This is a genomic window from Pseudomonas sp. BP8, assembly GCF_017875955.1.
GTDB lineage: Bacteria > Pseudomonadota > Gammaproteobacteria > Pseudomonadales > Pseudomonadaceae > Aquipseudomonas.
In genome coordinates this window covers 5,148,916-5,171,288 of record NZ_JAGINK010000001.1, presented here as the reverse complement: position 1 = coordinate 5,171,288, position 22,373 = coordinate 5,148,916, and the positions used below count along the sequence as shown (strand labels likewise).

The window sequence follows — 22,373 nt, the reverse complement described above, 5'->3', positions numbered from 1 at the left end:
TGCAATCCGGCCAGTTCACCTCGGGTTCACCCACCCATTGCGCCAAAGAAAACCTGCAGGCCTGGTAAGGAAAACCGGCGATTACCCGCATTGGAATTGGGTGTGGTTGTGAGTCAGTTGGTGAGGGCTTCGCCCTCATTTCGCGACACAAGGCCGCTCCCACAGAGGCCGCTCCCACAAAGGCCGCGCCAGCTTGAGGCTTGGTCAAGACAGTTGGCCACAATGAAGACTGTGCATCCCTCGACAGCGGTGCTGGCGCGGGTGTGGGCGCTGTGTCGCGATAGGTTCAGCGCCTCTGCACAAACGGTAATCCGAATAGCCTACAAATAATGTTGTATTGCTATCATTACCGTGCTGAAATTCGCATCATTTTTTAACACTTTTCGTTCAGGGAAGAACGTCATCCCGCCACTAGGGCGGAGACTGCCCTGAGTGACAGGTCCACTCAGGAGTCTGGTTTGCCCCTTTCAACGCAATCCCACCGCTTGCCGTTGTGGCGCAATACCGCTTTGGCGGTTGCCATTTCCCTCACTGTGAGCAGTTGCGCCACGGTTGACGACTTCTCGCGAAGCCACAGCAAAACTACCAACTGCTTGGCCGGCGGCTTTATCGGTGCACTAGCGGGGGCAGCGGCGGGCGCGGCCACCAAGAAAGGTGACGGCGCCGTCATCGGCGGGGCACTGCTCGGCGCTACCGCCGGTTGCGGCGCAGCCCTGGTGTACAAGGATCGCCTTGATCGCCTGGAGCGCCTGGCCAAGGAAGAAAACCTCAAGCTGCAGGTCGAAACCCTGCAGGCCAGCAGCAAGCCCAATGCAGCGCCTGAAGAAGCCGGCATCGTCGCCCAGGTCGAGGATCAGGGCATGTTCGCCGTCGGCAGCGCCCAGCTCAGCAGCGAAGGCCAGCGCCAGGTGCGCAAGCTCGCCAGCGTGTTCGCCGGCGAGAGCAAGACCTCCATCCTGGTGGTCGGTCACACCGATGCAACCGGCAGCGCCAGTGGCAACCAGGCCCTGTCCGAGCGTCGCGCGCGGGCAGTGGCAAGCATCCTTGCCGAGCAGGGCATCGCACCCCAGCGCATGTACTTCCAGGGCGCCGGTGCATCACGCCCTGTGGCGGACAACGCCGACCCACTGCTGCGCGGCCAGAACCGCCGGGTCGAGATCGTCGAAGTCAACGACACGGCCACCCTGCTCAAGCGCATCAGCGCCGAACAGAACAACCCGCGCTACCTGGCCCACGGCACCTCCACCCAGGCCGTGCCTACCGCCAAGTCCAAGTCCAACTCCAAACCCAAGCTGGCCCAACAGCCTGCTGCCAAGCCGGGCAAGACCACCCCGGCGAGCAGCGTCCCTGCCAGTACGCCGCCAGTCGTCGGCGCCCCTGCGCCAGCACGCCATAGCGGCAAGGTGCTCGACTTCGGTGGCCAGGCGCTGCTCGCCAGCAACTGGACCCTGGGCCAGTCGATCGCACCCAAATCCAGCGGTTTCGCCCTGATTTCGTCGGCCAACGCCGCCGATATCCCGGTAAGCAGCTGCGAGGGTGACAAGCCGCGCGAGAGCGGCAAGGTGTTCAACCTGGCCAGCGGGCAGAAGCTTGAAACCCACCAGACCACCGATTACCTGCCCGGCTACAACAACCGGGTATGGGCGCAAACCGTCAACGGCCACCTGGTGACGATCTCGCCGGTGTCGATCCTGCGCAGCGATGCCGCGGTCGGCCGCCAGCCGTTCATCCAGGTCGTCAACGACTATGCCACCGGCAATCGCAAGGCGCTGGTCAAGGCCGATGCCGTTGCCAACACCTACGAAGGCGAGGACCGCGTGCTGTACCGGGTATTCCTCAAAGACCCGCAGGCGCCGGTGTCCTGCATGGACGTGGTGTTTAGCAAAGGCAGTGCCAAGGCCACCGATGGTGCGCTGTTCTACCCACTTCGCAATGGCGAAATCTACACGGCCCGGTTCATTCCGGAGCGCACCTGATACCAAGGATCAAAAATGGAAGAGTTCAGCTTTAACGCTTTGACGGCGTTGGCAATGGCCAACAAGCTGATTACCGGCGCGGTGGTCTCCACCTTGCTGGCGATCATCCTGATCAAGGTCTACTGGGACAAGGTCGGCTACTTCGCCATGCGCATCTGGCACGGCTTCCCGCTGATCGGTACCGTGGCCCGTCTGGCCAAACGCAGCACCAGTGCCGACCAGAAGAAGTGGCTGCTCAGCGAAACCACGTTGTGCAACGACTACTACGACTACTACCAGGATGTCGGTGAGAAAAATTCCGACTACTACAACAAGTGCGAAGCCTACCTGGATGCCATCGGCGAGAGTGATCGTCGCGAACGGCCGATCTGGGTGTTGGTGCTGATCTTCCTCTTGATCCTGTTCGAAGCGGTCGGTTTCGCCTACGTGCTGGTGCCGTTCATCAACCAGAACCTGTCGAGCAACGACCAGACCTACCTGGGCTGGATGGCGGCGTTCCTGCTGTCGATCATCTCCGCAGGCTTCGCCGAAGCGGCCGGTCGCGCCATCCACCACAATGCCCTGGTGAGCAAGGCCCGGCATTGGTGGGAAAGCGATCCCGAGCGCGGCAACTTCGCCCTCAAGCAGCAGCCGGGGATCCGCATCAAGGACACCGACAAGGATGCCAACGGCAAGGACTACAACCGTATCCTGGCGCGCATGAACACCAACCATACCGTCACGCCCAAGCGCGGCTGGATCATTGGTTGCGCCCTGGTCGTGGTGATCATGGCCTGTGCCGCATTCGGCATTCGCGCCTACCAGCTCAAGAGCATCGAGACCGAAATGGTCGGCAACCCGGATGTGTTCGCCCAGCAGAGCTATGAAAGCAGCGACAGCCCGTTCGAACTGCCGCAGGAGTCCAGCGAGGTCAACCAGCAGGCCAGCGACAGCACGCTGACCGACAAGATGGATGCGATCCGTAGCGCCTCGCTGATCACCTTTGTCGTGCTGTCGGTGATCTACATCGCGATCCAGGCGGTCAGCGTCTGGCTGGCATCGATCTTCGGCTTTGCCGGGGTCGAGTCGAAGAAGGCCTGGGAGTACACCCACGCCTTCAATACCGCTGCCGAGCTTGAGCGCTGGATGGAAAATCAGCGGGTCAAGATCAGCGCGCATGCCGACCACAAGCTGCGCATGCTGCAGATGAAGCTGTCGCGCCGGCCGACCACTGATCCTGAAGTCGCGATCGCCATCAACGGTGCGCAAGGGCGTGACTTCAATGCCTACGTGCGGCGCATGCAGGAAGAGAACGTCACTCACCGCACGCAGGAAGCCGAGCTGGCGCCTGCCGCCGCGGCCGTGGTTGCCCAGCCAGCGCCGGCACCAGTGGTTGCTGCGCCTGTCGCGCCAGCCCCGGCGCCAGCGCCAGTGAGCGTTGCTGCGCCTGCACCAGTTCAGACTCCGGCTCCGGCAGAACCTGCGCCGGTCGCTGCCAGCACAGCCCTGGACGCCCTGCGTAGCAAGGACCTGACCGCTTACAGCGAAGACCAACTGCGCACCATCTGCCAGGCCAAAGGCTACGACGTGGCCGCTGTGCTGGCCCTGCGTGCCGAACAGCAGCTGCTCAAAGACTTCGAAGGCGTCTGAATGAAAGTCAAAACGCTGTTTGCCCTGCTGCTGTGCCTGCCTGCCCTGGTGCAGGCTGGTGAGCGCAACGATATTCCCGACTGCTACAGCTACGCCAAGACTGATCAGTTCCGCCAGGCTGGCAGCGGTCGCGAACTTACAGTGATCATCGACCAGACCGTGCCCATGCCAGAGAGCATCCAGAAGGCCGCCTGGGGGCAGATCAACCGCTTCGTCGGCCCGGGTGACAAAGTCCGCCTGTACAGCTTCTCGGCGTTTCTGCCTGGGCAGTACATGCAACTGCGCTTTGCCGGTGAGTTGAACACGCCACTGCCGGCCAAGGTGCGTGACGATGTCGGTATGCAATCGCTGCGCACCCTCGACAAGTGCCTGGCCGAGCAGCAAGGGTTCTTGCGCAAGAAGTTCGGCGCGGTGTTCGTGCAGACCCTGCGTGAGGCCAGAGAAGACATTCCGCGCAGCGAGATCTTCCACTCGCTGCGCGATATCGGTGCTGACCTGGCCCAGCGTCCGGCTGATCAACGTGTGGTGCTGCTGCTGTCGGACATGCTCGAGAACAGTGACTTTGGCAGTTTCTACGCCAATAACCGGATCCGCGACCTGGAGCCCAAGGCTGAGCTCAAACGGGTCAATGACAAGGGCCTGTTCGCTGACTTGCAGGGCGCGCGGGTGTACGTCGCGGGCGCCGGTCTGGTGACCCAGGATGTCAAACAGGCGTATCGCTCGGGCAAGACCATGGAGCAGTTGCAGGGCTTCTGGAAGGGTTATTTCGAGGGTTCCAACGCCAGCCTGGCAGGCTTCGGTACCCCCAGCCTGAACATCGACCTGCAATGACTGCGCTTATTCACAACCGATCCGCTCTGACGCAAGGAAGTGCTCGCATGAAACTTCGGATTCTCGCTGTACTGTGTGCCGCAGCCCTGACCGGCTGTGGCAATGACGCCATTGAAGGCACCTTCAAGGTGCAAAGCAGCGTCATGGGCATGCGCATCGACGCAGGCCAGGCGATCCTCAAGTCGGACAGCATCGTCATGGACGGTGACAAGTTCGAGGTGGACGAATGGGAGCAGGCAGACGGCATGGTGACTGCGCGTGCGGCCGATGGTAGCGCGATCATCCATGCGCGCGTGCTGGACAACGGCAACCGCTTGGAAATGGCCGGCGAAGGCAGCCTGCTCAATGTCACGCTGGTCCGTATCAAATGACCTTCATCACTGTTAGCGAGAAGCCCATGCACAAGCTATTGCTCCCCGGCGCTATTGCCCTGGCCCTAACCGGTTGCGGCGGCTATGACGCCGACGACCTGAAAACCAACAGCGGCAGCTTCACCCCCAGCAGCCAGTATGTTGAGCGTGACAGTGGCAAACCGGCCAGCGGCGCGGTTACCCGCACCGAAGACGGGGTCAAGACGCTGGAGTTCAGTGTCGATGACGGCCGTGTAGACGGCAACTGGATCGCGCGGGACAAGCAAGGTAACGTCACCGAGGATCTGAACCTGAGCGCAGGCCAGTTCACCGGTACCTCTACGATCTTCTGCAAGCAGGACGAGGCCAAGGGCAAGCCGTCTGTCACCGTGGTAGTGAAGGGCGGCCAGAGCACCGAAACCCAGTACGACTGTGCCTCCGGCTTCAGCCTGCGCCAGACGGTCAAGGTCGACGCACCTGGCACCCCCAACCACCGGCGTACCACCGGTGAGCAGAAAGCCTGGCAAGTGGTCGACGGCAAGCAGGTGCTGCGTGGCGTCGAGCATTATGCCGAGGACGGTAGCGGCAAGCGTGACGGTCTGAGCGAGGTGTATTTCGCCTCTGGACAGATCGGCCAGCGTAGCCACTACAAGGCCGGTGAGCTGGATGGCCGCCAGGAAGAATACGCGCAGTTCAACGACGGCACCTCGCGTCTGGTGCAGATGAACACCTACGCTGCAGGCAAGCGCGACGGTGACCAGGCGCGCTACTTCCCGGCGCCGTGGCCTGAGCAAACCGTGAAGGAAGCCCAGGTCTATGCCAACGGTGACGAAGTGCGTCTGACCAGCTTTACCTTCGGCAAGGTACATGTATACGACCGTCAGGCACCGAGCGATAACTGGACCCTGATCAAGCAGATCAAGGGACAGGATGGCCGTCTTGGCAACCAGGTGACTGACGTCGAGGGCCTGGAGTACCTGCTGGTGAACAGCAAGGTCGACCTCAATGCCACGCTTGATAACCAGGGTAATGCGCCGATCCACTATGCGGCAGACAACGCCTATGAGCTGTTGATCAAGCTGGGCGCAGACGCCTCCAAGCTGGCCTTGAACGGCCAGAACCGCTTGCAGCGCTGCCTGACCAACGAGATTGGCTGCTCTACCGAGCATGTGCTGAAGCTGGCGGCTGAGCCTTCTGCCAAGCACGCCGACCTGTACGGCAGCACCCCGTTGCACCTGCTGTGCCGCTCGGGCAAGTACATGAGCTTCCGGGCAAACGGCAGTGCCGATGAGCAGTTGCTCGCGCTGGTGGCGAACCAGGATGTCAACGCCAAGGACTACGAGGGCAAGACGGCCCTGCACTACTGCATGAAGAAGAACCCGCAGTTCATCGATGGTCTGGTAGCGGCAGGGGCTGACCTCGATGCGGCAGATTCGGCGGGTATCACGCCGATGCAGGCGTTGTTCCTGCGCAACAGTGAGCTTGAGCAGATCAGCAGCATGGGCTATCAGGTGAGCTGGAGCCCGGCGTTGGTTGAGCAGGCTGGACGGCTGATGGCCCACTCGAAGTTCCGCTTCGATGCGCCGTTCCCGGGGTTCGAGAAGGGCTTGAAGCAGGTCATGATCGAGAACGGTGATGCGCAGAGCGCCATGGCGGCTGATCGGCTGACACCGACGGCTGGCTGAGTGCGGTAGGGTCGGTCCGTGACCTAGCTCTTGGTTGTGTTTTGGATCGTACGCTCTGGGGCTGCTTTGCAGCCCTTTCCAACTGGTCCGGCGCTCCGGCAAGGCCGCTCCCACATGAATCGTGTATGCCGGTATTTACAGGGCAAGCGCGGACATTGTGGGAGCGGCCTTGTGTCGCGATGGGCTGCGCAGCAGCCCCGGCATTCTCAAGCGAACAGTGTTGGCTCAGCTCAAGCCCGCTTCCACAGGGGTATGCATCGCGCTTGCAACCACCAAAAGGTTCTTCACGGGGTGGTGGGGCTCGGGCCTTGGTTTTGGTTTTGGTTTTGGTTTTGTAGGTTGTGGGCTTATCCGTTTGATGTAGTGACTTTTCTGGCCCCTTCCGCCCTTACGGCGGGTCACTTTTTTTCTTGGAAAAAAGTAACCAAAAACCGCTTGCTCCTGCATCCGGCCCCTACGCTGCGCTGCGGGGTTCCCTCGCTCCGGTCTTGCTCCGGGAGGACCGCGCTGTACGGCCCATCCTGGGCCTCAGCGCTTTCCGGCCATCCATGGCCTCCACCTCCCTGCGCAAGACCTGCGCTCGGCCTCCTGAAGTCGCTGTAGATCAAGATCAAGATCAACAGCCAGGGCAACGGCTGGCGAATCGCTGCGCTCTCGCTTTTGTTTATTTACGAGCGGATTTGTGGGGTGGCTGGCAGGGCTGCGCCCTGCGATTTGCATTGGCTGTACCGGCCTCTTCGCGGGACAAGCCCGCTCCTACAGGGATTGCGCAAATTTTGAATTCGGCGCAAATCCTGTAGGAGCGGGCTTGCCCCGCGAAGAGGCCCGAATGTCCACCCCACCTGCCACTATCGTAAACAACGCCAGCCCAGACGCCACCCGTAACTTCGCGACTTCAGGTTCCCTCGCTTCGGTCTTGCTCTGGCCTCAGCGTTTTCCGGCCATCCATGGCAGCCAGATCAAGATCAACAGCCACGGCCAGGGCAACGGCAGGCGAATCGCTGCGCTCTCGCTTTGTTTGTTTACGAGCGGATTTGTGGGGTGGCTGGGCAGGGCTGCGCCCTGCGATTTGCATTAGCTGTACCGGCCTCTTCGCGGGGCAAGCCCGCTCCTACAGGGATTGCGCAAATTTTGAATTCGGCGCAAATCCTGTAGGAGCGGGCTTGCCCCGCGAAGAGGCCCGAATATTCACCACACCTGCCACTATCGAAGACAACGCCAGCCCAGACGCCACCCGTAACTTCGCGACGTCAGGAGGCCGAGTGGAGGTCTTGCGTAGGGAGGTGGAGGCCATGGATGGCCGGAAAGCGCTGAGGCCCAGGATGGGCCGTACAGCGCGGTCCTCCCGGAGCAAGACCGGAGCGAGGGAACCCGCAGCGCAGCGCAGGGCCGGATGCAGGAGCAGGCGGTTTTTGGTTACTTTTTTCCAAGAAAAAAAGTGACCCGCCGTAAGGGCGGAAGGGGCCAGTGGCGCCACCCCATCAAATGGATAAGCCCACAATTCCTAAGCCAGCCAGCCAGCCAGCAAATCAACTCCCCCAACAATCCATGAATAACCCCAAAAAAAAGGGCTGAACGCTTACGCGGTCAGCCCTTTTTCATACCCAGGCTATCAGTGCTTCGCTACCCGCGAATCCAGGCTCAGGTAGTCGAGCAAGATACGCCCAGTCTCGGACAGATAGGCATCATCTTCCGGCTTGGTGTCCTCATCCTCGACCGGCAACGCATCCTCATCCTCTTTCTTCAGCTCCTTGAGCGGCTCCTCGCCCTTGGCCTTGCGCCGCACGTTCTCCAGCGCCAACTGCTTGGCCTCGATCTCGTCGTGGCGGGCACGGCGCTCCTGCTCATTGAGGCTGACAGTCTTCTCGTTCATCAGCTTCTGGGTCAGGGCCAGACGGTCACGGATATAGGCAAACTCCGCGTCCTTGGCGCTGCGCGCATCATGGCGGGCCTTGAGCTCAGTCAGGAACGGCTTGAACGGATCGGCCGCCGGCTTGATCACCGGGCGAATGGTGTCCCACGGCATGGCCTCAGGCAACGCGCTCTCGCCAATTTCCTTGGTGTCGATGATCGACGGGTAGTCGATGTCCGGCAACACGCCCTGGTGCTGGGTGCTCTGCCCGGAAACCCGGTAGAACTTGGCCAGGGTCAGCTTCAGCTCACCATGGTTGAGCGGCTGGATGGTCTGCACGGTGCCCTTGCCGAAGGTCTGGCCACCGATGATCAGCGCGCGGTGGTAGTCCTGCATGGCACCGGCGAAGATCTCCGAAGCGGACGCCGAAAGGCGGTTGACCAGCAGCGCCAGCGGGCCTTTGTAGAAGGCGCCGACGTTTTCGTCTTCAAGCACGTCAACCCGACCGTCGGCATTACGCACCAGTACCGTCGGGCCCTTGTCGATGAACAGGCTGGTCAGCTCGGTGGCTTCCTGCAGCGAGCCACCACCGTTGTTGCGCAGGTCGATGACCACGCCATCGACCTTCTCTTTCTGCAGCTCGGTGAGCAGCTTCTTCACGTCGCGGGTGGTGCTCTTGTACTCCGGATCGCCGGCCCGATAAGCCTTGAAGTCAAGGTAGAAGGCCGGGATCTCGATGATCCCCAGCTTGTAGTCACGGCCGTCCTGCTTGAGCTTGAGCACCGACTTCTTCGCCGCCTGCTCTTCAAGCTTGACCGCTTCGCGGGTGATCGAGACGATCTTGCTGGTCTGGTCGTTCGGCGCATTGCTCGCCGGGATGACCTCCAGGCGCACCACCGAGCCTTTTGGCCCGCGGATCAGCTTGACCACTTCATCCAGGCGCCAGCCGACCACGTCGACCATTTCCTTGCTGCCCTGGGCAACACCGATGATCTTGTCGGCCGGGGCGACCTGCTTGGTCTTGGCCGCAGGGCCAGCCGGCACCAGGCGGACGATCTTGACCTGGTCGTTGTCACTCTGCAGCACCGCACCGATGCCTTCGAGCGACAGGCTCATGTTGATGTCGAAGTTTTCCGCGTTGTCCGGCGACAGGTAGTTGGTGTGCGGATCGTAAGACTGGGCGAAGGTATTGATGTAGGCCTGGAAGATGTCTTCGGCACGGGTCTGGTTCAGGCGCGCCAGCTGGTTCTTGTAGCGCTTGGTCAGGGTTTCCTGGATCTGCTTGGGATCCTTGCCGGCGATCTTCTGGCGCAGCACCTCATCCTTGACGCGTTTGCGCCACAGGTCGTCGAGCTCGGCCTGGTTCTTCAGCCATGGCGCGTCCTTGCGGTCGACCAGCAAGGTTTCGTTGGCCGTGAAGTCGATCTTGTCGACGCCCTTGTCGAGCTCGGCCAGGGCAAAGTCCAGACGCGATTTGACCCGGTTCAGGTAGCGCTTGTAGATAGTGAAGCCAGGATCGAGGTTGCCGCTCTTGAGGAAGTCGTCGAACTGGGTCTTCCACTTGTCGAACTCGGCGATGTCGGAGGCGATGAAGTAACTGCGCGAGGGGTCGAGCAGCTTCAGGTAGCTGTCGTAGATGATCACCGAGCGCGCATCATTCAGCGGCGGCTTGCTGTAGTGGTGGCGCTTGAGCAACTCGACCACGTTGAGGCTGGCAACCACCTCGTCACGGTCTGGCTGCAGGCTCTCCCACTTGTTGGCGGCCGCCGCATTGCCGGCCAGGGTCAGACTGCCAACGCCGATGAGCAGGGCGAGGGCGGTGCTGGGCAGGAAATGCTTCATGCTGATTCGACGTAAAGGCAATTGATCACGCATAGTAGGCCGTCTATTCCGTTCGCCGGTTCCGTGGAGCCGGGAAAATACTGCAAAAAGCCCGGGACATGGCGATCCCGGGCTCAGTCATGACTCAACTATGGAGGCACTGTGAAGGCATTGCAAGGCGTTGAAGGACATGTGGAGTGGGTCGAGGCCGAGCGTCCGACCTGTGACGCCGGCCAGGTACGTATTCGCGTGGCCGCCGCGGGACTCAACCGCGCCGACCTGCTCCAGCGTGCGGGGCTGTACCCGCCACCGCCCGGCGCCAGCCCTTACCTGGGCCTGGAATGCGCCGGGGTGATCGCCGAGGTCGGCCCAGGCGCCGACTGGCGCGTGGGGGACCGGGTGTGTGCGCTGCTGGCCGGCGGCGGCATGGCTGAAGAAGTGGTGGTGGATGCCCGGCATGTGCTGCCGGTCCCCGAGGGGCTGAGCCTGCACGAGGCGGCGGCGATCCCTGAGGTGTACGCCACGGCCTGGCTGAACATCTTCCAGCTCGGTGGCCTCAAGGCCGGCGAGAAGCTCCTGGTGCATGCCGGGGCCAGCGGCGTTGGTTCGGCGGCGATCCAGCTGTGCAAGGCCTTCGGCAACCCGGTGTGGGTCAGTGTCGGCTCGCCTGAGCGCCTCAGTTACTGCCAGAGCCTGGGTGCCGAAGGCGGTGTGGTGCGTAATCAGAACCTTGACGACCTGGAAGGCCTGGGGCCGTTCGACGTGATCCTCGATCCGGTCGGTGCCAGTTATGCGCAGCTCAACCTGACGCTGCTGGCGCGTGACGGACGCTGGGTGATCATTGGCCTGATGGGCGGGCGCAAGGTCGAACTCGACCTGGCCCTGGTGTTGGGCAAGCGCTTGCAGGTCACCGGCTCGACCTTGCGTAACCGTGATGACGGGTTCAAGGCTGAATTGCTGCAAGAGCTGGGGCAGCATGTGTGGCCGCTGTTTGGCGAGGGGCGGCTCAAGGCGCAGTTGGTCGATACCTATCCGGTGGCGTTTGCCGAGGCGGCGTATGCCGAGCTTGAGACCAATCAGGTGTCGGGCAAGCTGGTGCTGGTGATCGACGAGACCCTGGTCTGATCCGAAATCGTCGGGGCCGCTTTGCGGCCCTTTCGCGACACAAGGCCGCTCCTACGGGTACTGCGCCGTTCCAGAGATGGGCGCTTACCTTGTGGGAGCGGCCTTGTGTCGCGAAAGGGCTGCGCAGCAGCCCCAAACATTTCAGGACCAACTCAAAATCGGCCAGCCATTGGTCTGCGCATGCTCACGCAGCACCGCATCTGGATTCACCACCTTGGGATGATCCACCTTCAACAACAGCGGCAAATCATTACGCGAGTCTGAATAGAAACTCGCCCCTTCCAGATTCTCCTGCTCCTGATCCAGCCACTCCAGCAAGCGGGTGATCTTGCCTTCGCGGTAGGTCAGCACGCCATGGGTCTTGCCGGTATACACCCCATTCACCGCGTCCAACTCGATCGCCAGGTACTCATCCACCCCCAACCGTGCGGCAATCGGCCCCACCAGGTGGGTGCCGGAGGCAGAGATGATCAAGATCCGGTCGCCCTGCTTGCGGTGCTCGGCAATACAACGGCAGGCATCGCCATAGATGATCGGCTCGATCACGTCCTCGACCCACGGCTCAACCAGATGCTCCAGCTCTTCCAGGGTACGCCCGGCGATCGGCTCCAGGCTGAACGCCATGTACTCTTCCATGCGCAGGTGGCCCCTGCCGTAGGCTTCCATCAGCTCATGGTCGCGGCGCAGGAACTCCTTGCCGTCGACCCAGCCAAGCCGTGCCATCTGCTCACTCCACAGCGACGAACAGTCACCGTGAATCAACGTTTCGTCCAGATCGAAAATTGCCAAAGCCATTGCGCACTTCTCCTAAGCCACTTCGCGTAGCGCTGAGGGGTCGATGGACAAGGATACCCGTTGTCCGTCCGGATGCAGATCGGCAGATGAGCGATTGAGCACATCCACCACCAGTTCCACCCCGCGCACCTCGATCCGGTAGCGGATGACATTACCCAACAGGCTGTGGCTGCGCACCTGGCCGTCCAGTTCACCGTTCAGGCCGAGGCTGATCGACTCCGGGCGAATCGCCAGGCGGTTGGCCACCGGCCGCTGCAGCAGGCGGCTGGCGCTGTCGGCGTCGAGCAGGTTGTAGTTGCCGATAAAGCCGGCGGCAAACAGGTCGACCGGTGCGGTATAGAGGGTCTCGGCGTCGCCACTCTGGACGATCCGGCCCTGGTTCATCAGGAAGATGCGGTCGGACATGGTCAGCGCTTCTTCCTGGTCGTGCGTGACAAAAATGGTGGTCAGGCCCAGCTCACGCTGAATGGCACGGATCTGCTCGCGCAGGTGCTTGCGGATGCGTGCATCCAGTGCCGACAGCGGCTCGTCGAGCAGCAGCAGGCGTGGCCGGGTCACCAGTGAGCGGGCCAGCGCTACCCGCTGGCACTGGCCACCGGACAGCTGATGCGGGTAGCGCTCGGCAAAGCTGCCCAGCTCGACCAGTTCAAGCACTTCGTGCACTCGCCGCTGGCTCTCTTCGGCCTGGGTCTTCTGCATGCGCAGGCCAAACGCGACGTTTTGTTGCACGGTCATGTTGGGGAACAGCGCATAGCTCTGGAACACCATGCCGATCCCGCGTTTCTGCGGGCTGAGCGGCACCAGGTCGTGACCGTCGAGCAGGATCTGCCCACTGTCCACCGGGGTCAGCCCGGCGATGCAGCGCAGCAGGGTCGACTTGCCGCAGCCAGACGGGCCGAGCAGGGTGACGAACTCGCCGCGCTCGATCTCGCAATCGATGTCATGGAACACCGGGCTGCCGGCGTAGCTCTTGTGCAGTTTCTGCACGCTGACGAAGCTCATCTCAGGTTTTGTCCTTGTTCAGGCGGTTGGCGACCCAGGTCAGCACCAGCACGAAGGCGAAGTAGGCGATCACCAGTGCACTGTTGAAGTGGCCGCTGCTGTTGCGCATGTTGTTCAGGTACACCTGCAGGGTCTCGTAGCGGGTGCCGACCAGCAGGTTGGCGAAGACGAACTCGCCGAACAGGAACGAGAACGACAGCAGCAGTGCCACCATCAGGCCCTTGCGCAGGTTCGGCAGGACCACCAAAAACGCCGCCTGCCAGGTGCTGGCGCCCAGCAGTTGCGCCGCGTCCATCAGGTCGCGCAGGTTGATCGCCTGGAGGTTGTTGGTGATCGCCCGGTACATGAACGGCAGGGCCACGGTGAAGTAACAGCCGATCAGGATCCACGGCGTGCCGACCATCGCCATCGGCCCGCTGCCATACAGCTGCAGCAGGCCCACCGAAGACACCACCGGCGGCACCGCGAACGGCAGCAGGATGAGGATGTTCATCAGCGCATCGAGCCGCGGGAAGTGGTAGTGCACAACAAACAGCAGCGGCAGGATCAGCACCACCGACAACACCAGCGCGCCCACGCAGACCAGCAGCGACTGGCCAAACGCGGCGAGAAAGCGCGGCTCGCTCCACAGCGCCACGTACCACTTGAGGGTCAGGCCGCTGGGCAGCAGGCTCGCCGACCAACTGGTGGATATCGAATAGAGGAGGGTGCCCGCCAGTGGCAGCAGCAGGATCAAAAACAGCAGGTAGACCACCGCGCGGTGATACAGGCCGCCCTTGCCGGGTTCAACGCGCATGGTAGCTCCTCTTCAACAGCCATTGATGGACCACGGTGACCAGGGTCATCAGCCCGACCAGGAGCATGGCCAGCGCACTGGCCAGGTTCGGGTCGAGGGTGATGTCGCCGGACACCAGCGCCGCGATACGGATCGGCAACACGTTGAAATTGCCGGTGGTCAGGGCATAGACGGTGGCGTAGGCGCCGAGGGCGTTGGCCAGGAGGATGACGAACGTGCCGAGCAGCGCTGGGGTCAGCACCGGCAAGCCGATGTGCCGCCAGTACTGCCAATGGTTGGCACCGAGCAGTGCAGCCGACTCGCGCCAGTCTTCGCGCAGGGCATCGAATGCCGGGTACAGCAGGAGGACGGCCAAGGGGATCTGGAAATAGGTGTAGACCAGGATCAGGCCGCTCTTGGAGTAGATGCTGAAGTCTTCCAGCAGGCCGGCCTGCTTGAGCAGCAGGGTCAGTGCTCCGTTGAAACCGAGCAGGATGATGAAGGCGAACGCCAGCGGCACGCCGGAGAAGTTGCTGGTCATGTTGGCGAAGGCGGCGACGAAGTCGCGCAGGCGCGAATCGACCTGATGCAGCGAGTAGGCGCCAAGGGTGGCAATGACGATGCCGAACAGGCTCGACCAGAAGCTGATTTCCAGGCTGCGTTGCAGCGCCTGCAGGTAGAACTTCGAGGCGAACACCTTGCTGAAGTTTTCCAGCCCCCAGCCGCTTTCGCCGTGCAGGCTGTGCAGCGCGACCCAGCCCAGCGGGGCGATCTGGAAGATGATGAAAAACAGCGCAAACGGCAGCAGGCAGAGCAGGGCCAGCAGGCGGCCGCGCTGGCTCACTTGAGCAGCTCCCGGCACACGCTCTTGTCGTGGGCAGCGCCGAGCAGTTCACAGATCGTTCCGCACAGCTCGGTCTGCATCGGCTTGGCCGCAGGGTCGAGGCTGAACGCGTCGCCGAAGACGAACAGCGGCACCTCGCGCTCTTCGGCCAGCAGGCCGTTGTGCGAGCGATCGTTGTTCATGCCGTGGTCGGCGGTGACCAGCACCTGGTAACCCTCTTCGAGCCAGCGCGGCAGGTAGTCGGCGAGGAGGATGTCGGCGCTGCGCGCGGCGTTGCGGTACTGGCTGCTATCCAGGCCGTGGCGGTGGCCGGCGTCGTCGATGTTCATCGGGTGCACCAGAAGAAAGTTCGGTGCATGCCGGCGGCGCAGGTATTCGGCATCGGCCAGCAGGTGCGAGTCGGGGTAGTGGTCGGCGTAGTAGAACAGCCCATGCTGGATGGGTAGTTTCGGCGCATGGGTGTGGCGATCGCGCAGCGGGTCGAAGGGCGAGCGGTTGTACAGCTCGCTCATCCAGTGGTAAGCCGCGGCGGCAGTGCCCAGCCCGGCCTCGCGGGCGTAGTGGAACACGCTGCGCTGGTTGGACAGGCGGTTGACGTTGTTGTGCACGATACCGCTGTCGATGGGCGGTACCCCGGTGAGGATGCATTCGTACAGCGGCCGCGACAACGATGGCAGTTCGCACTCCACCCGATACAGCGCGGCGCGGTCGGCCTCGACATAGGCATGCAGGTGGCCCATGGCGTGATGAGCGACCTGGTGGTTGAGGCCGTCGAGCAGGACCAGGATGACGTTGTGTTGCATGTTAGCTCCGCGGGAGGTGTGTCAGTCACAGCTGTGTCGACCTCTTCGCGGGTCAAGCCCGCTCCTGCAGGATCACCACGGACCCTGTAGGAGCGGGCTTGACCCGCGAAAGGGCCAGCTCAGGCGCCAAAGAGCCTTTGCCTTACTCCATTTCGATGATCACCTGCTCCTGCCACTTCTGCGGCAGTGCCTTGGAGGTCTTCTCCCAGGCCTCGGCGTTCTTGATCGGCTGGGCTGGCGCGTACTGCTCGTTAGGCAGCAGCTTGGCCTGCACATCCGCCGGCAGTTTCAGGTGTTCGGCGCGGATCGGCCGGGCATGCCCCTTGGCCAGGTTGATCTGCCCGGCATCGCTGAAGATGTACTCACGCGCCAGCTTCGCCGCGTTCGGGTGCTTGGCGTATTTGTTGATGATGGTGGTATAGCCGGAGGTGATCGAACCGTCCGCCGGGATCAGCACTTCAAAGCGCTTGGGGTCGATCTGGTCGCGGTAGCTCAGGCCGTTGAAGTCCCACACCACGCCGACTTCCACTTCGCCCTTCTCCAGGGTCTGGATGGTCGGGTTGGCCAGCGACAGGCGCTTCTGCTGGGCCAGCTTGGTGAACAGCTGCAGGCCCGGCTCGATATTGCTCTCGTCGCCCTTGTAGGCAATGGCCGCGGCGAGCACGCCATTGGCGGCTTGGGCGGCGGTACCGACGTCACCGATGGCCACTTTGTACTTGCCTTTTTCCAGGTCGTGCCAGGTCTTCGGTCGTTGGTCTTCCTTGACCAGGTCCTTGTTGATGATGAAAGCGATGGTGCCGGTATAGGCCAGCGCCCAATGGCCGTCCTCATCCTTGGCCCACGTTGGCACCTGGTCCCAGGTGCTCGGCTTGTACGGCTGGCTGACACCCTTGGCCACGGCAATCGGGCCGAAGGCGGCGCCGACGTCACCGATGTCGGCGCTGGCGTTGTCTTTCTCGGCGTCGAACTTGGCGATTTCCTGGGCCGAACTCATGTCGGTGTCCATGTGCTTGAGGCCGTACTTGCTGGCCAGGTCGTCCCAGGTGCCTTTCCAGTTGGCCCAGGCATCGGGCATGCCCACGCTGTTGACCGCGCCTTCCTTGCGCGCGGCGTCTTCCAGTGCCTTGAGATCGTCAGCGGCCATGGCCGAGGTGCACACAGCGATGGCCGAGCCCAACAGTGACGCCATGAAAAACTTTTTCATCCGAAGCTCCTTGGGTGGATGCCTTGCAATGGATTGGTGATCGGAAAACCTTGTCAGCGAACGAGAGTGGTCTAGGTCAGCAAACCTTGAGCCAAGTTAGGACCCTTGCGTGACAGTTTGATGTAGGGAGGGTGCCGGCACGGGCTACCGGCGGCCCTGGAGATACAGCGTAGACCAGATCCAAAGCCCTGAACGGCAAGGGCTGGCCCGTTTCTGGCAAGGGTTCACCAAGACCTTTGTCACAGGATGTTCATCGGCTGTGCCTAGGCTTGCACTATTCTCCAAGTGCCCTGTTCTGGGGCTGGACTAGTCCAGATAGGTAACCTTTGATGCAAGCGACCCCGGCGCGTGCGGTAACAGCCATCTGTCATGCCCTGCAGGAGCAGATCGAACACGGTCTGCTGGCGCCGGGTGGCAAGCTGCCGGCCGAGCGCAAGCTCAGCGAGGTGTTCGCGACCACCCGCATCACCCTGCGTGAGGCGCTGGTGCAGCTTGAGGCGCAGGGGCTGATCTACCGGGAGGAGCGGCGTGGCTGGTTTGTTGCGCCGCAGCGGCTGACCTACGACCTGATCGAGCGCAGTCACTTCCATGCCATGGTGCGCGAGCAGGGACGCTTGCCCAGTACCGAGCTGCTGTCGGCGCGGCTGCAACCGGCGTCGGCGCTCATCTGTGCGCGGCTGCGGTTGCCGGCGTTGTCCAGCGTGGTGCAGATTTGCCGCGTGCGGCGGATTGATGGGCGGGCGGTGTTGTATGCGGAGCACTACCTTAACCCTGGGTACTTTCCGCGTATTCTTGAGCAGGATCTGGGGCAGTCGCTGACCGAGATCTATGCCCGTGAGTACCGGATTGCTTATGGTCAGGTGTGTTTTGAGATCTTGCCGACCGCGTTGCCGGTGGCGGCGGCGCAGGCATTGAAGGTGTCGGCGGGGAGCCCGGGGTTGCATATTTCTCGGGTTAACAGTGATCAGCGTGGGCATTTGATCGACTGTGATCTGGAGTATTGGCGGCATGATGCGATTCGGATCAGGGCTGAGGCGGGGTAGGGCTTTGAGGTTGGCGGGCTTATCCATTTGATGTGGTGGGTTTTCGGGCCCCTTCCGCCCTTACGGCGGGTCACTTTTTTTCTTGGAAAAAAGTAACCAAAAACCGCTTGCTCCTGCATCCGGCCCTTCGCTGCGCTACGGGTCCCCTCGCTCCGGTCTTGCTTCGGGAGGACCGCGCTGTACGGCCCATCCTGGGCCTCAGCGCTTTCCGGCCATCCATGGCCTCCACCTCCCTGCGCAAGACCTCCACTCGGCCTCCTGAAGTCGCTGGTAGATCAAGAGCAAGATCAAGATCAACAGCCAGGGCAACGGCAGGCGAATCGCTGCGCTCTCGCTTTGTTTGTTTACGAGCGGATTTGTGGTGCGGCTGGCAGGGCTGCGCCCTGCGATTTGCATTGGCAGGACCGGCCTCTTCGCGGGACAAGCCCGCTCCTACAGGGATTACGCCGAATTCAAAATTTGCGCGATACCTGTAGGAGCGGGCTTGCCCCGCGAAGAGGCCCGAATATCCACCACCTATGCCACTATCGAAAACAACGCCAGCCCAGACGCCACCCGCAGCGCAGGGCCGTAAGGGCGGAAGGGGCCAGCAGCGCCAGCACATCAAACGGATCAGCCCACAACCGCCACGCCAGGACCATCCCCCCGAGAACCCAGCAAGAACCTGCTGTTTTCAAGGATGAACAGTCCCGACTAAATCCGTATAGGGAATTACAGAGGCTTAATACTCAGCCCCTCCGGCTTGTCCTCAGGCCCACCCATATTTCCACCCCCAGCCGTCACCACCTGCACCGACAACCGCGGCATCGCCAAATCAACCCCAGCCTCATCCAGCTGCCGCTTGAGCGCCAGGTTGAACGCCCGCGACACCTCCCACTGCTTGATCGGCGCGGTCTTGAAGCGCGCGCGCAAGATCGCCTGGCCGGACTCGAAGCTCTCCACCCCCTGCAACTCCAGCGGCGACCAGATGTTACGGCGCATCAGCGGATCGCTGCGCAGTTTCTGCCCCACCTCGCGGATCAGGCTGATCGCCTGGTCGATGTTCATCCCATGCGGGATCGCCACGCGAAAGATCGCGTAGCCGAACTCGCGCGAGTAGTTCTTGATGCTCTTGATCTCGCTGAACGGAATGGTATGCACGATGCCGTCGATGTCGCGCAGGCGCACGGTACGGATGGTCAGGCCTTCGACCGTGCCCAGGTGACCACCGACATCAACGTAGTCATCGATCGCCAAGGAGTCTTCGATGATGATGAACAGCCCGGTGATCAGGTCAGCGACCAGCGACTGCGCACCGAAACCGATCGCCAGGCCGATCACACCGGCACCGGCCAGCAGCGGCGTGACGTTCATGCCCATGTTGGCCAGGGCGACGATCACCGCGATGATGAAAATGGCCACGAACATGACGTTGCGGATCAGCGGCATCATGGTCTGCGCGCGGGCGTTGGCCAAGCCCCGGCGCGAGCGCACCAGAGCATGGTGCACAGCGGTGTCGGCAAGGATCCACACCAGCCACGCGGCGATCAGCGTGCCGGCCAGGCCGAGCAGGCGCAGGCTGACTTCATGGCCTTCGCCTTCAGCGAAACTGATCATCGACAGGCCCCACACGCGCAGCCCCAGCTCGATGAACAGCAGCCAGATGAACAGGTGCACCAAGGCATAGCCGAAGTTCTTCAGGCGCTCGGCATACACCTCCTGACGCCGGTTGGCCCGCTTGGGGTTGGCGGCGTGACGCCGCACCAGGCCGTTGAGCACCATGCACACCACCACCAGCACGGTGCACATCAGCGCTTGGCGCAGGGCGGTGCTGGTGTCGCCGGCAGAGACGAAGGTGGCAAACAGCGAGATGGCCACAAGGATCATCGCCGGGATGTACCAGAAGCTGCCGAGGATCTCGATGGTGTCACTCAGCGTGCGCCGGGTCAGGCGACGCGACAGCGGCTGGTTGCGGATCAAGTGAGCGATCGGCCGGCGGAAGCGCAATACGAACAACCCGGTGCACAGCGCCGCAAGGACGTTGGCCAGGGTTGCCAAGGCATGCGCCAGATGACTGCCCAGGGCGGCGGTCAGGCGCGGGTCGTTCATCGCCTCGCCAAATGCGGCAAAGCTGCCGATCAGCCACAGCGGGTGAAACGCCTTGTGACGCAGGATGTGCAGGGCGCAATGGCGGTGCGGGCCGTCGAGCAGGGAAAAAGCGATCACGCAGATGGCCGAGAAACAGGTGCCCACCACCAGCGCATAGGCCAGCACCATCGCCAGCGACTTGCCCAGCGAAGGCGGCAGGGCGAAGCTCAGGTACACGGTGAATACCAGCGCCACCAGCCACGGGCCGAGCTTGCGCAGGGCAAACCGCACCAGGTCCCAGGTCCGCGGATGCTGCGGCAGTTCTTCAGACAGGCCAAAGCGCAGGCGTACCCGATGGCCGATCCAGTTGAAGGCATAGGCCAGCAGGCTCCACACCGCAATGACCGCGGCAAAACCGAACAAAATCGCCGGCCATTGATGCACCGGCACCATCAATTCGCTCAGTTCGGCCTGCGCCTGGTCGATCTCCAGTGACCAGCGGCGGAACGGGCTGGCATCGCCGCTGAACTGCTGCTCGAAGTCGTGCAGCGCGCCGCCGATCAGGCCAAGCACGCCCTGTTCAGGGCTGGTCTGGGTCTGTTTGCTGGCGTCACGCAGCTTTTTCAGGTCGGCCAGCAGCTTGCTTCGTTGCTGGTCGTTCTCGAGATTCTTGATCACCTCATCGAGCGACTTGGCCAACGGCTCGCTGGCTTCGGGCTGGGCCGGCGCACTGGCGCCGAGCAGCCCAGGCAGGCCGGCAGCGTAGGCCGGGGTGATGAACAGCAACAGCAGCAGGGTCAGGCAACGCAGGAGGGCAGGCACCGGGAAATCTACCTCAGGTCAAACGATGGCCCGAGTGTAGAGGTTTATGTGGGCAGTTTCTCGAGGATCTTCCAGCACATGATGCCGAAAATGCCCAGCGTGCCGATCCACATCATCAACACACCGGCGTTGCGTTCGCGCAGGCTGAAGCCGATGGTCAGCAGCATCAGCAGGAGGAAGACGGGCAGGAACAGCGAGAGAAACGGGGACATGGTCAGAATCCTTCTGCTTTGGGGGCCATGTAACAAGCATAGCGGCTGGGGCAGGGCAGAGGATTGATTCGGGGCAGGTAGGGCGTCTGTGCTTGCCCCGCGAAGAGGCAAGCCCAGGCTAGATCAGTCTCAAGGCAACTCGCGGGTCCGGTAGAACGCCGTCAACACCTTCACCAGATGCGCCAGGTCATGGCTGCCACACAACTCGCGGATCGAGTGCATGGCAAAGGTCGGCAGGCCGATGTCGACGGTGCGCACGCCCAAATGGCTGGCGGTAATCGGGCCAATGGTCGAGCCGCAGCCCATGTCGCTGCGCACCACGAAGCTCTGCACCGGCACTTCTTCGGCCATGCACAGATGGCGGAAGAAGCCGGCAGTTTCGCTGTTGGTGGCGTAGCGCTGGTTGTTGTTGACCTTGATTACCGGCCCGGCATTGAGTTTGGGCCCGTGGTTGGCGTCGTGCTTGTCGGCGTAGTTGGGGTGCACGCCATGGGCATTGTCGGCCGAGACCAGCAGCGAGCGCTGGATCGTGCGCACGTACTCGTCACCCTCAGGCAGCAGGCGCTGCAAGGTTTGCTCGAGCATCGGCCCATCAGCGCCACAGGCCGAGCACGAGCCGACTTCTTCGTGGTCGGTGCACACCAGCACGCAGGTCTCGTCGGTGTCCGAGGCGAGCATCGCCTGCAGGCCGGCGTAGCACGACAGCAGGTTGTCCAGGCGGGCGCCGGCGATGAAGTCGCCGTTCAGGCCGATCAAGGCAGCATCCTGGGTGTCGTAGAAGCTCAGTTCGTAGTCCAGCACCACGTCGGCATTGAGCTCGTGCTCGCGGGCCAGTTGCTCGGTGAGCAAGGCGCGGAAGTCGACCCGTTCGTCACCGGCTACTTGAGCGATGATCGGCGGCAGCTCGAGTTGCGGGTTGATCGGCCAGCCTTCGTTGGCAGTGCGGTTGAGGTGGATGGCCAGGTTGGGGATGACCGCGATCGGCAGCTTGAAATCGACCAGTTGGCTTTCCACCTTGCCGTCGCGACGGAAGGTAACCCGACCGGCCAGCGACAGGTCACGGTCAAACCACGGCGCGAGCAGCGCCCCGCCGTAGACTTCGACGCCCAGTTGCAGGAAGCCGTGGCGCTGCAGTTCGGGCTGCGGCTTGACCCGCAGGCATGGGCTGTCGGTATGGGCGCCGACGATGCGGATGCCGCTGTGCAGCGGCGAGCGTTTGCCAAGCTTGATCGCGATGATCGAAGAATCGTTGCGGGTTACGTAGTAACGCCCGCCAGGCACGGTGGCCCAGCTCTCACGCTCGTCCAGCCGCTGGAAGCCAGCCGCTTCGAGGCGCTGCACCAGGCTGGTGGTGGCGTGGAAGGGCGTTGGGGAGGCCTTGAGAAATTCGATCAGGCCCTGGTTCAAAGCATCGCGCATAAGTCACTCCAGACAGCAGTGGCGCGAGTTTAACGCAGATGAGCGACAATTTGTGTCGGCCTATAGGCGGCTGCGTGGGAGCGGGCTTGCCCCGCGAAGAGGCCCGCCCAGGCACCCG

General features: G+C 62.4%; 17 protein-coding genes. 7 read left to right on the top strand and 10 right to left on the bottom strand.

From position 1 onward, the window contains the following. Positions 1-458 precede the first annotated feature (458 nt). From J3B00_RS22600 to J3B00_RS22580, 5 genes are read left to right on the top strand one after another with little or no spacing between them, the layout of a single operon-like run. Positions 459-1,976 (top strand): OmpA family protein, encoded by a 1,518-nt coding sequence (locus tag J3B00_RS22600; RefSeq protein ID WP_245362607.1) that lies wholly within the window; start codon positions 459-461, stop codon positions 1,974-1,976. A 15-nt stretch (positions 1,977-1,991) separates the two neighbouring features. Beyond that, entirely contained in the window at positions 1,992-3,605 is a 1,614-nt protein-coding gene (locus J3B00_RS22595) for a hypothetical protein (protein WP_209872219.1), read from the top strand. After that, positions 3,606-4,436: a hypothetical protein gene (locus J3B00_RS22590; RefSeq protein WP_209872216.1), complete on the top strand. Its 831-nt coding sequence runs from the start codon at positions 3,606-3,608 to the stop codon at positions 4,434-4,436. Between the two features lie 47 nt (positions 4,437-4,483). Then, positions 4,484-4,807 carry a hypothetical protein gene (locus J3B00_RS22585; RefSeq protein WP_209872213.1) on the top strand — a complete coding sequence of 108 codons (324 nt, stop codon included), beginning with the start codon at positions 4,484-4,486 and terminating at the stop codon, positions 4,805-4,807. Between the two features lie 26 nt (positions 4,808-4,833). Then, positions 4,834-6,471: an ankyrin repeat domain-containing protein gene (locus J3B00_RS22580; RefSeq protein WP_209872210.1), complete on the top strand. Its 1,638-nt coding sequence runs from the start codon at positions 4,834-4,836 to the stop codon at positions 6,469-6,471. A 1,612-nt stretch (positions 6,472-8,083) separates the two neighbouring features. Here J3B00_RS22580 and J3B00_RS22575 read toward each other — a convergent pair. After that, entirely contained in the window at positions 8,084-10,165 is a 2,082-nt protein-coding gene (locus tag J3B00_RS22575) for a carboxy terminal-processing peptidase (protein WP_209872207.1), read from the bottom strand. Positions 10,166-10,306: 141 nt separating this feature from the next. On the opposite strand from J3B00_RS22575, the gene J3B00_RS22570 reads away from it, so the two are divergent. Next, positions 10,307-11,269 carry an NAD(P)H-quinone oxidoreductase gene (locus J3B00_RS22570; RefSeq protein WP_209872204.1) on the top strand — a complete coding sequence of 321 codons (963 nt, stop codon included), beginning with the start codon at positions 10,307-10,309 and terminating at the stop codon, positions 11,267-11,269. 141 nt (positions 11,270-11,410) lie between these two features. Here J3B00_RS22570 and J3B00_RS22565 read toward each other — a convergent pair whose 3' ends face one another. From J3B00_RS22565 to J3B00_RS22540, 6 genes are all read right to left on the bottom strand, one after another. Further along, complete coding sequence (locus J3B00_RS22565; protein WP_209872201.1) at positions 11,411-12,064, bottom strand: HAD family hydrolase; 654 nt, start codon at positions 12,062-12,064, stop codon at positions 11,411-11,413. A 12-nt stretch (positions 12,065-12,076) separates the two neighbouring features. After that, entirely contained in the window at positions 12,077-13,066 is a 990-nt protein-coding gene (locus J3B00_RS22560) for an ABC transporter ATP-binding protein (protein ID WP_209872199.1), read from the bottom strand. A 1-nt stretch (position 13,067) separates the two neighbouring features. Next, positions 13,068-13,862 (bottom strand): ABC transporter permease, encoded by a 795-nt coding sequence (locus tag J3B00_RS22555; RefSeq protein ID WP_209872196.1) that lies wholly within the window; start codon positions 13,860-13,862, stop codon positions 13,068-13,070. Beyond that, positions 13,852-14,685 (bottom strand): ABC transporter permease subunit, encoded by an 834-nt coding sequence (locus tag J3B00_RS22550; protein ID WP_209872193.1) that lies wholly within the window; start codon positions 14,683-14,685, stop codon positions 13,852-13,854. Before J3B00_RS22550 ends, J3B00_RS22555 begins: the two co-directional genes overlap by 11 nt. Continuing rightward, entirely contained in the window at positions 14,682-15,488 is an 807-nt protein-coding gene (locus J3B00_RS22545; protein ID WP_209872189.1) for an alkaline phosphatase family protein, read from the bottom strand. Before J3B00_RS22545 ends, J3B00_RS22550 begins: the two co-directional genes overlap by 4 nt. Positions 15,489-15,630: 142 nt before the next feature. Then, positions 15,631-16,692, bottom strand: coding sequence for an ABC transporter substrate-binding protein (locus tag J3B00_RS22540; protein WP_209872186.1), 1,062 nt, complete (start codon positions 16,690-16,692; stop codon positions 15,631-15,633). A gap of 329 nt (positions 16,693-17,021) precedes the next feature. Between J3B00_RS22540 and J3B00_RS22535 the strand changes: the two genes are divergently transcribed. Then, a complete protein-coding gene (locus J3B00_RS22535; protein WP_209872183.1) occupies positions 17,022-17,735 on the top strand; it encodes a UTRA domain-containing protein in 714 nt (237 codons plus the stop codon). 711 nt (positions 17,736-18,446) lie between these two features. Here the strand turns inward: J3B00_RS22535 and J3B00_RS22530 are convergent. The 3 genes from J3B00_RS22530 to J3B00_RS22520 form a co-directional block, all read right to left on the bottom strand. After that, the gene (locus J3B00_RS22530; RefSeq protein ID WP_209872179.1) at positions 18,447-20,624 is read right to left on the bottom strand and encodes a mechanosensitive ion channel domain-containing protein; all 2,178 of its coding nucleotides are present in this window, start codon (positions 20,622-20,624) and stop codon (positions 18,447-18,449) included. Positions 20,625-20,668: 44 nt separating this feature from the next. Next, positions 20,669-20,836, bottom strand: a complete 168-nt coding sequence (locus tag J3B00_RS22525) for a hypothetical protein (RefSeq protein ID WP_209872176.1) — start codon at positions 20,834-20,836, stop codon at positions 20,669-20,671. A gap of 129 nt (positions 20,837-20,965) precedes the next feature. Continuing rightward, positions 20,966-22,255 (bottom strand): M18 family aminopeptidase, encoded by a 1,290-nt coding sequence (locus J3B00_RS22520; protein WP_209872173.1) that lies wholly within the window; start codon positions 22,253-22,255, stop codon positions 20,966-20,968. Between the last annotated feature and the right edge of the window lie 118 nt (positions 22,256-22,373).

Bases quoted from the DNA above. Each gene is read 5' to 3' on its own strand.
- J3B00_RS22555 (WP_209872196.1), bottom strand. From the start codon at position 13,862: ATGCGCGTTGAACCCGGCAAGGGCGGCCTGTATCACCGCGCGGTGGTC.
- J3B00_RS22590 (WP_209872216.1), top strand. From the start codon at position 3,606: ATGAAAGTCAAAACGCTGTTTGCCCTGCTGCTGTGCCTGCCTGCCCTG.
- J3B00_RS22540 (WP_209872186.1), bottom strand. From the start codon at position 16,692: ATGAAAAAGTTTTTCATGGCGTCACTGTTGGGCTCGGCCATCGCTGTG.
- J3B00_RS22525 (WP_209872176.1), bottom strand. From the start codon at position 20,836: ATGTCCCCGTTTCTCTCGCTGTTCCTGCCCGTCTTCCTCCTGCTGATG.
- J3B00_RS22520 (WP_209872173.1), bottom strand. From the start codon at position 22,255: ATGCGCGATGCTTTGAACCAGGGCCTGATCGAATTTCTCAAGGCCTCC.
- J3B00_RS22535 (WP_209872183.1), top strand. From the start codon at position 17,022: ATGCAAGCGACCCCGGCGCGTGCGGTAACAGCCATCTGTCATGCCCTG.
- J3B00_RS22575 (WP_209872207.1), bottom strand. From the start codon at position 10,165: ATGAAGCATTTCCTGCCCAGCACCGCCCTCGCCCTGCTCATCGGCGTT.
- J3B00_RS22585 (WP_209872213.1), top strand. From the start codon at position 4,484: ATGAAACTTCGGATTCTCGCTGTACTGTGTGCCGCAGCCCTGACCGGC.
- J3B00_RS22560 (WP_209872199.1), bottom strand. From the start codon at position 13,066: ATGAGCTTCGTCAGCGTGCAGAAACTGCACAAGAGCTACGCCGGCAGC.
- J3B00_RS22595 (WP_209872219.1), top strand. From the start codon at position 1,992: ATGGAAGAGTTCAGCTTTAACGCTTTGACGGCGTTGGCAATGGCCAAC.
- J3B00_RS22545 (WP_209872189.1), bottom strand. From the start codon at position 15,488: ATGCAACACAACGTCATCCTGGTCCTGCTCGACGGCCTCAACCACCAG.
- J3B00_RS22565 (WP_209872201.1), bottom strand. From the start codon at position 12,064: ATGGCTTTGGCAATTTTCGATCTGGACGAAACGTTGATTCACGGTGAC.
- J3B00_RS22580 (WP_209872210.1), top strand. From the start codon at position 4,834: ATGCACAAGCTATTGCTCCCCGGCGCTATTGCCCTGGCCCTAACCGGT.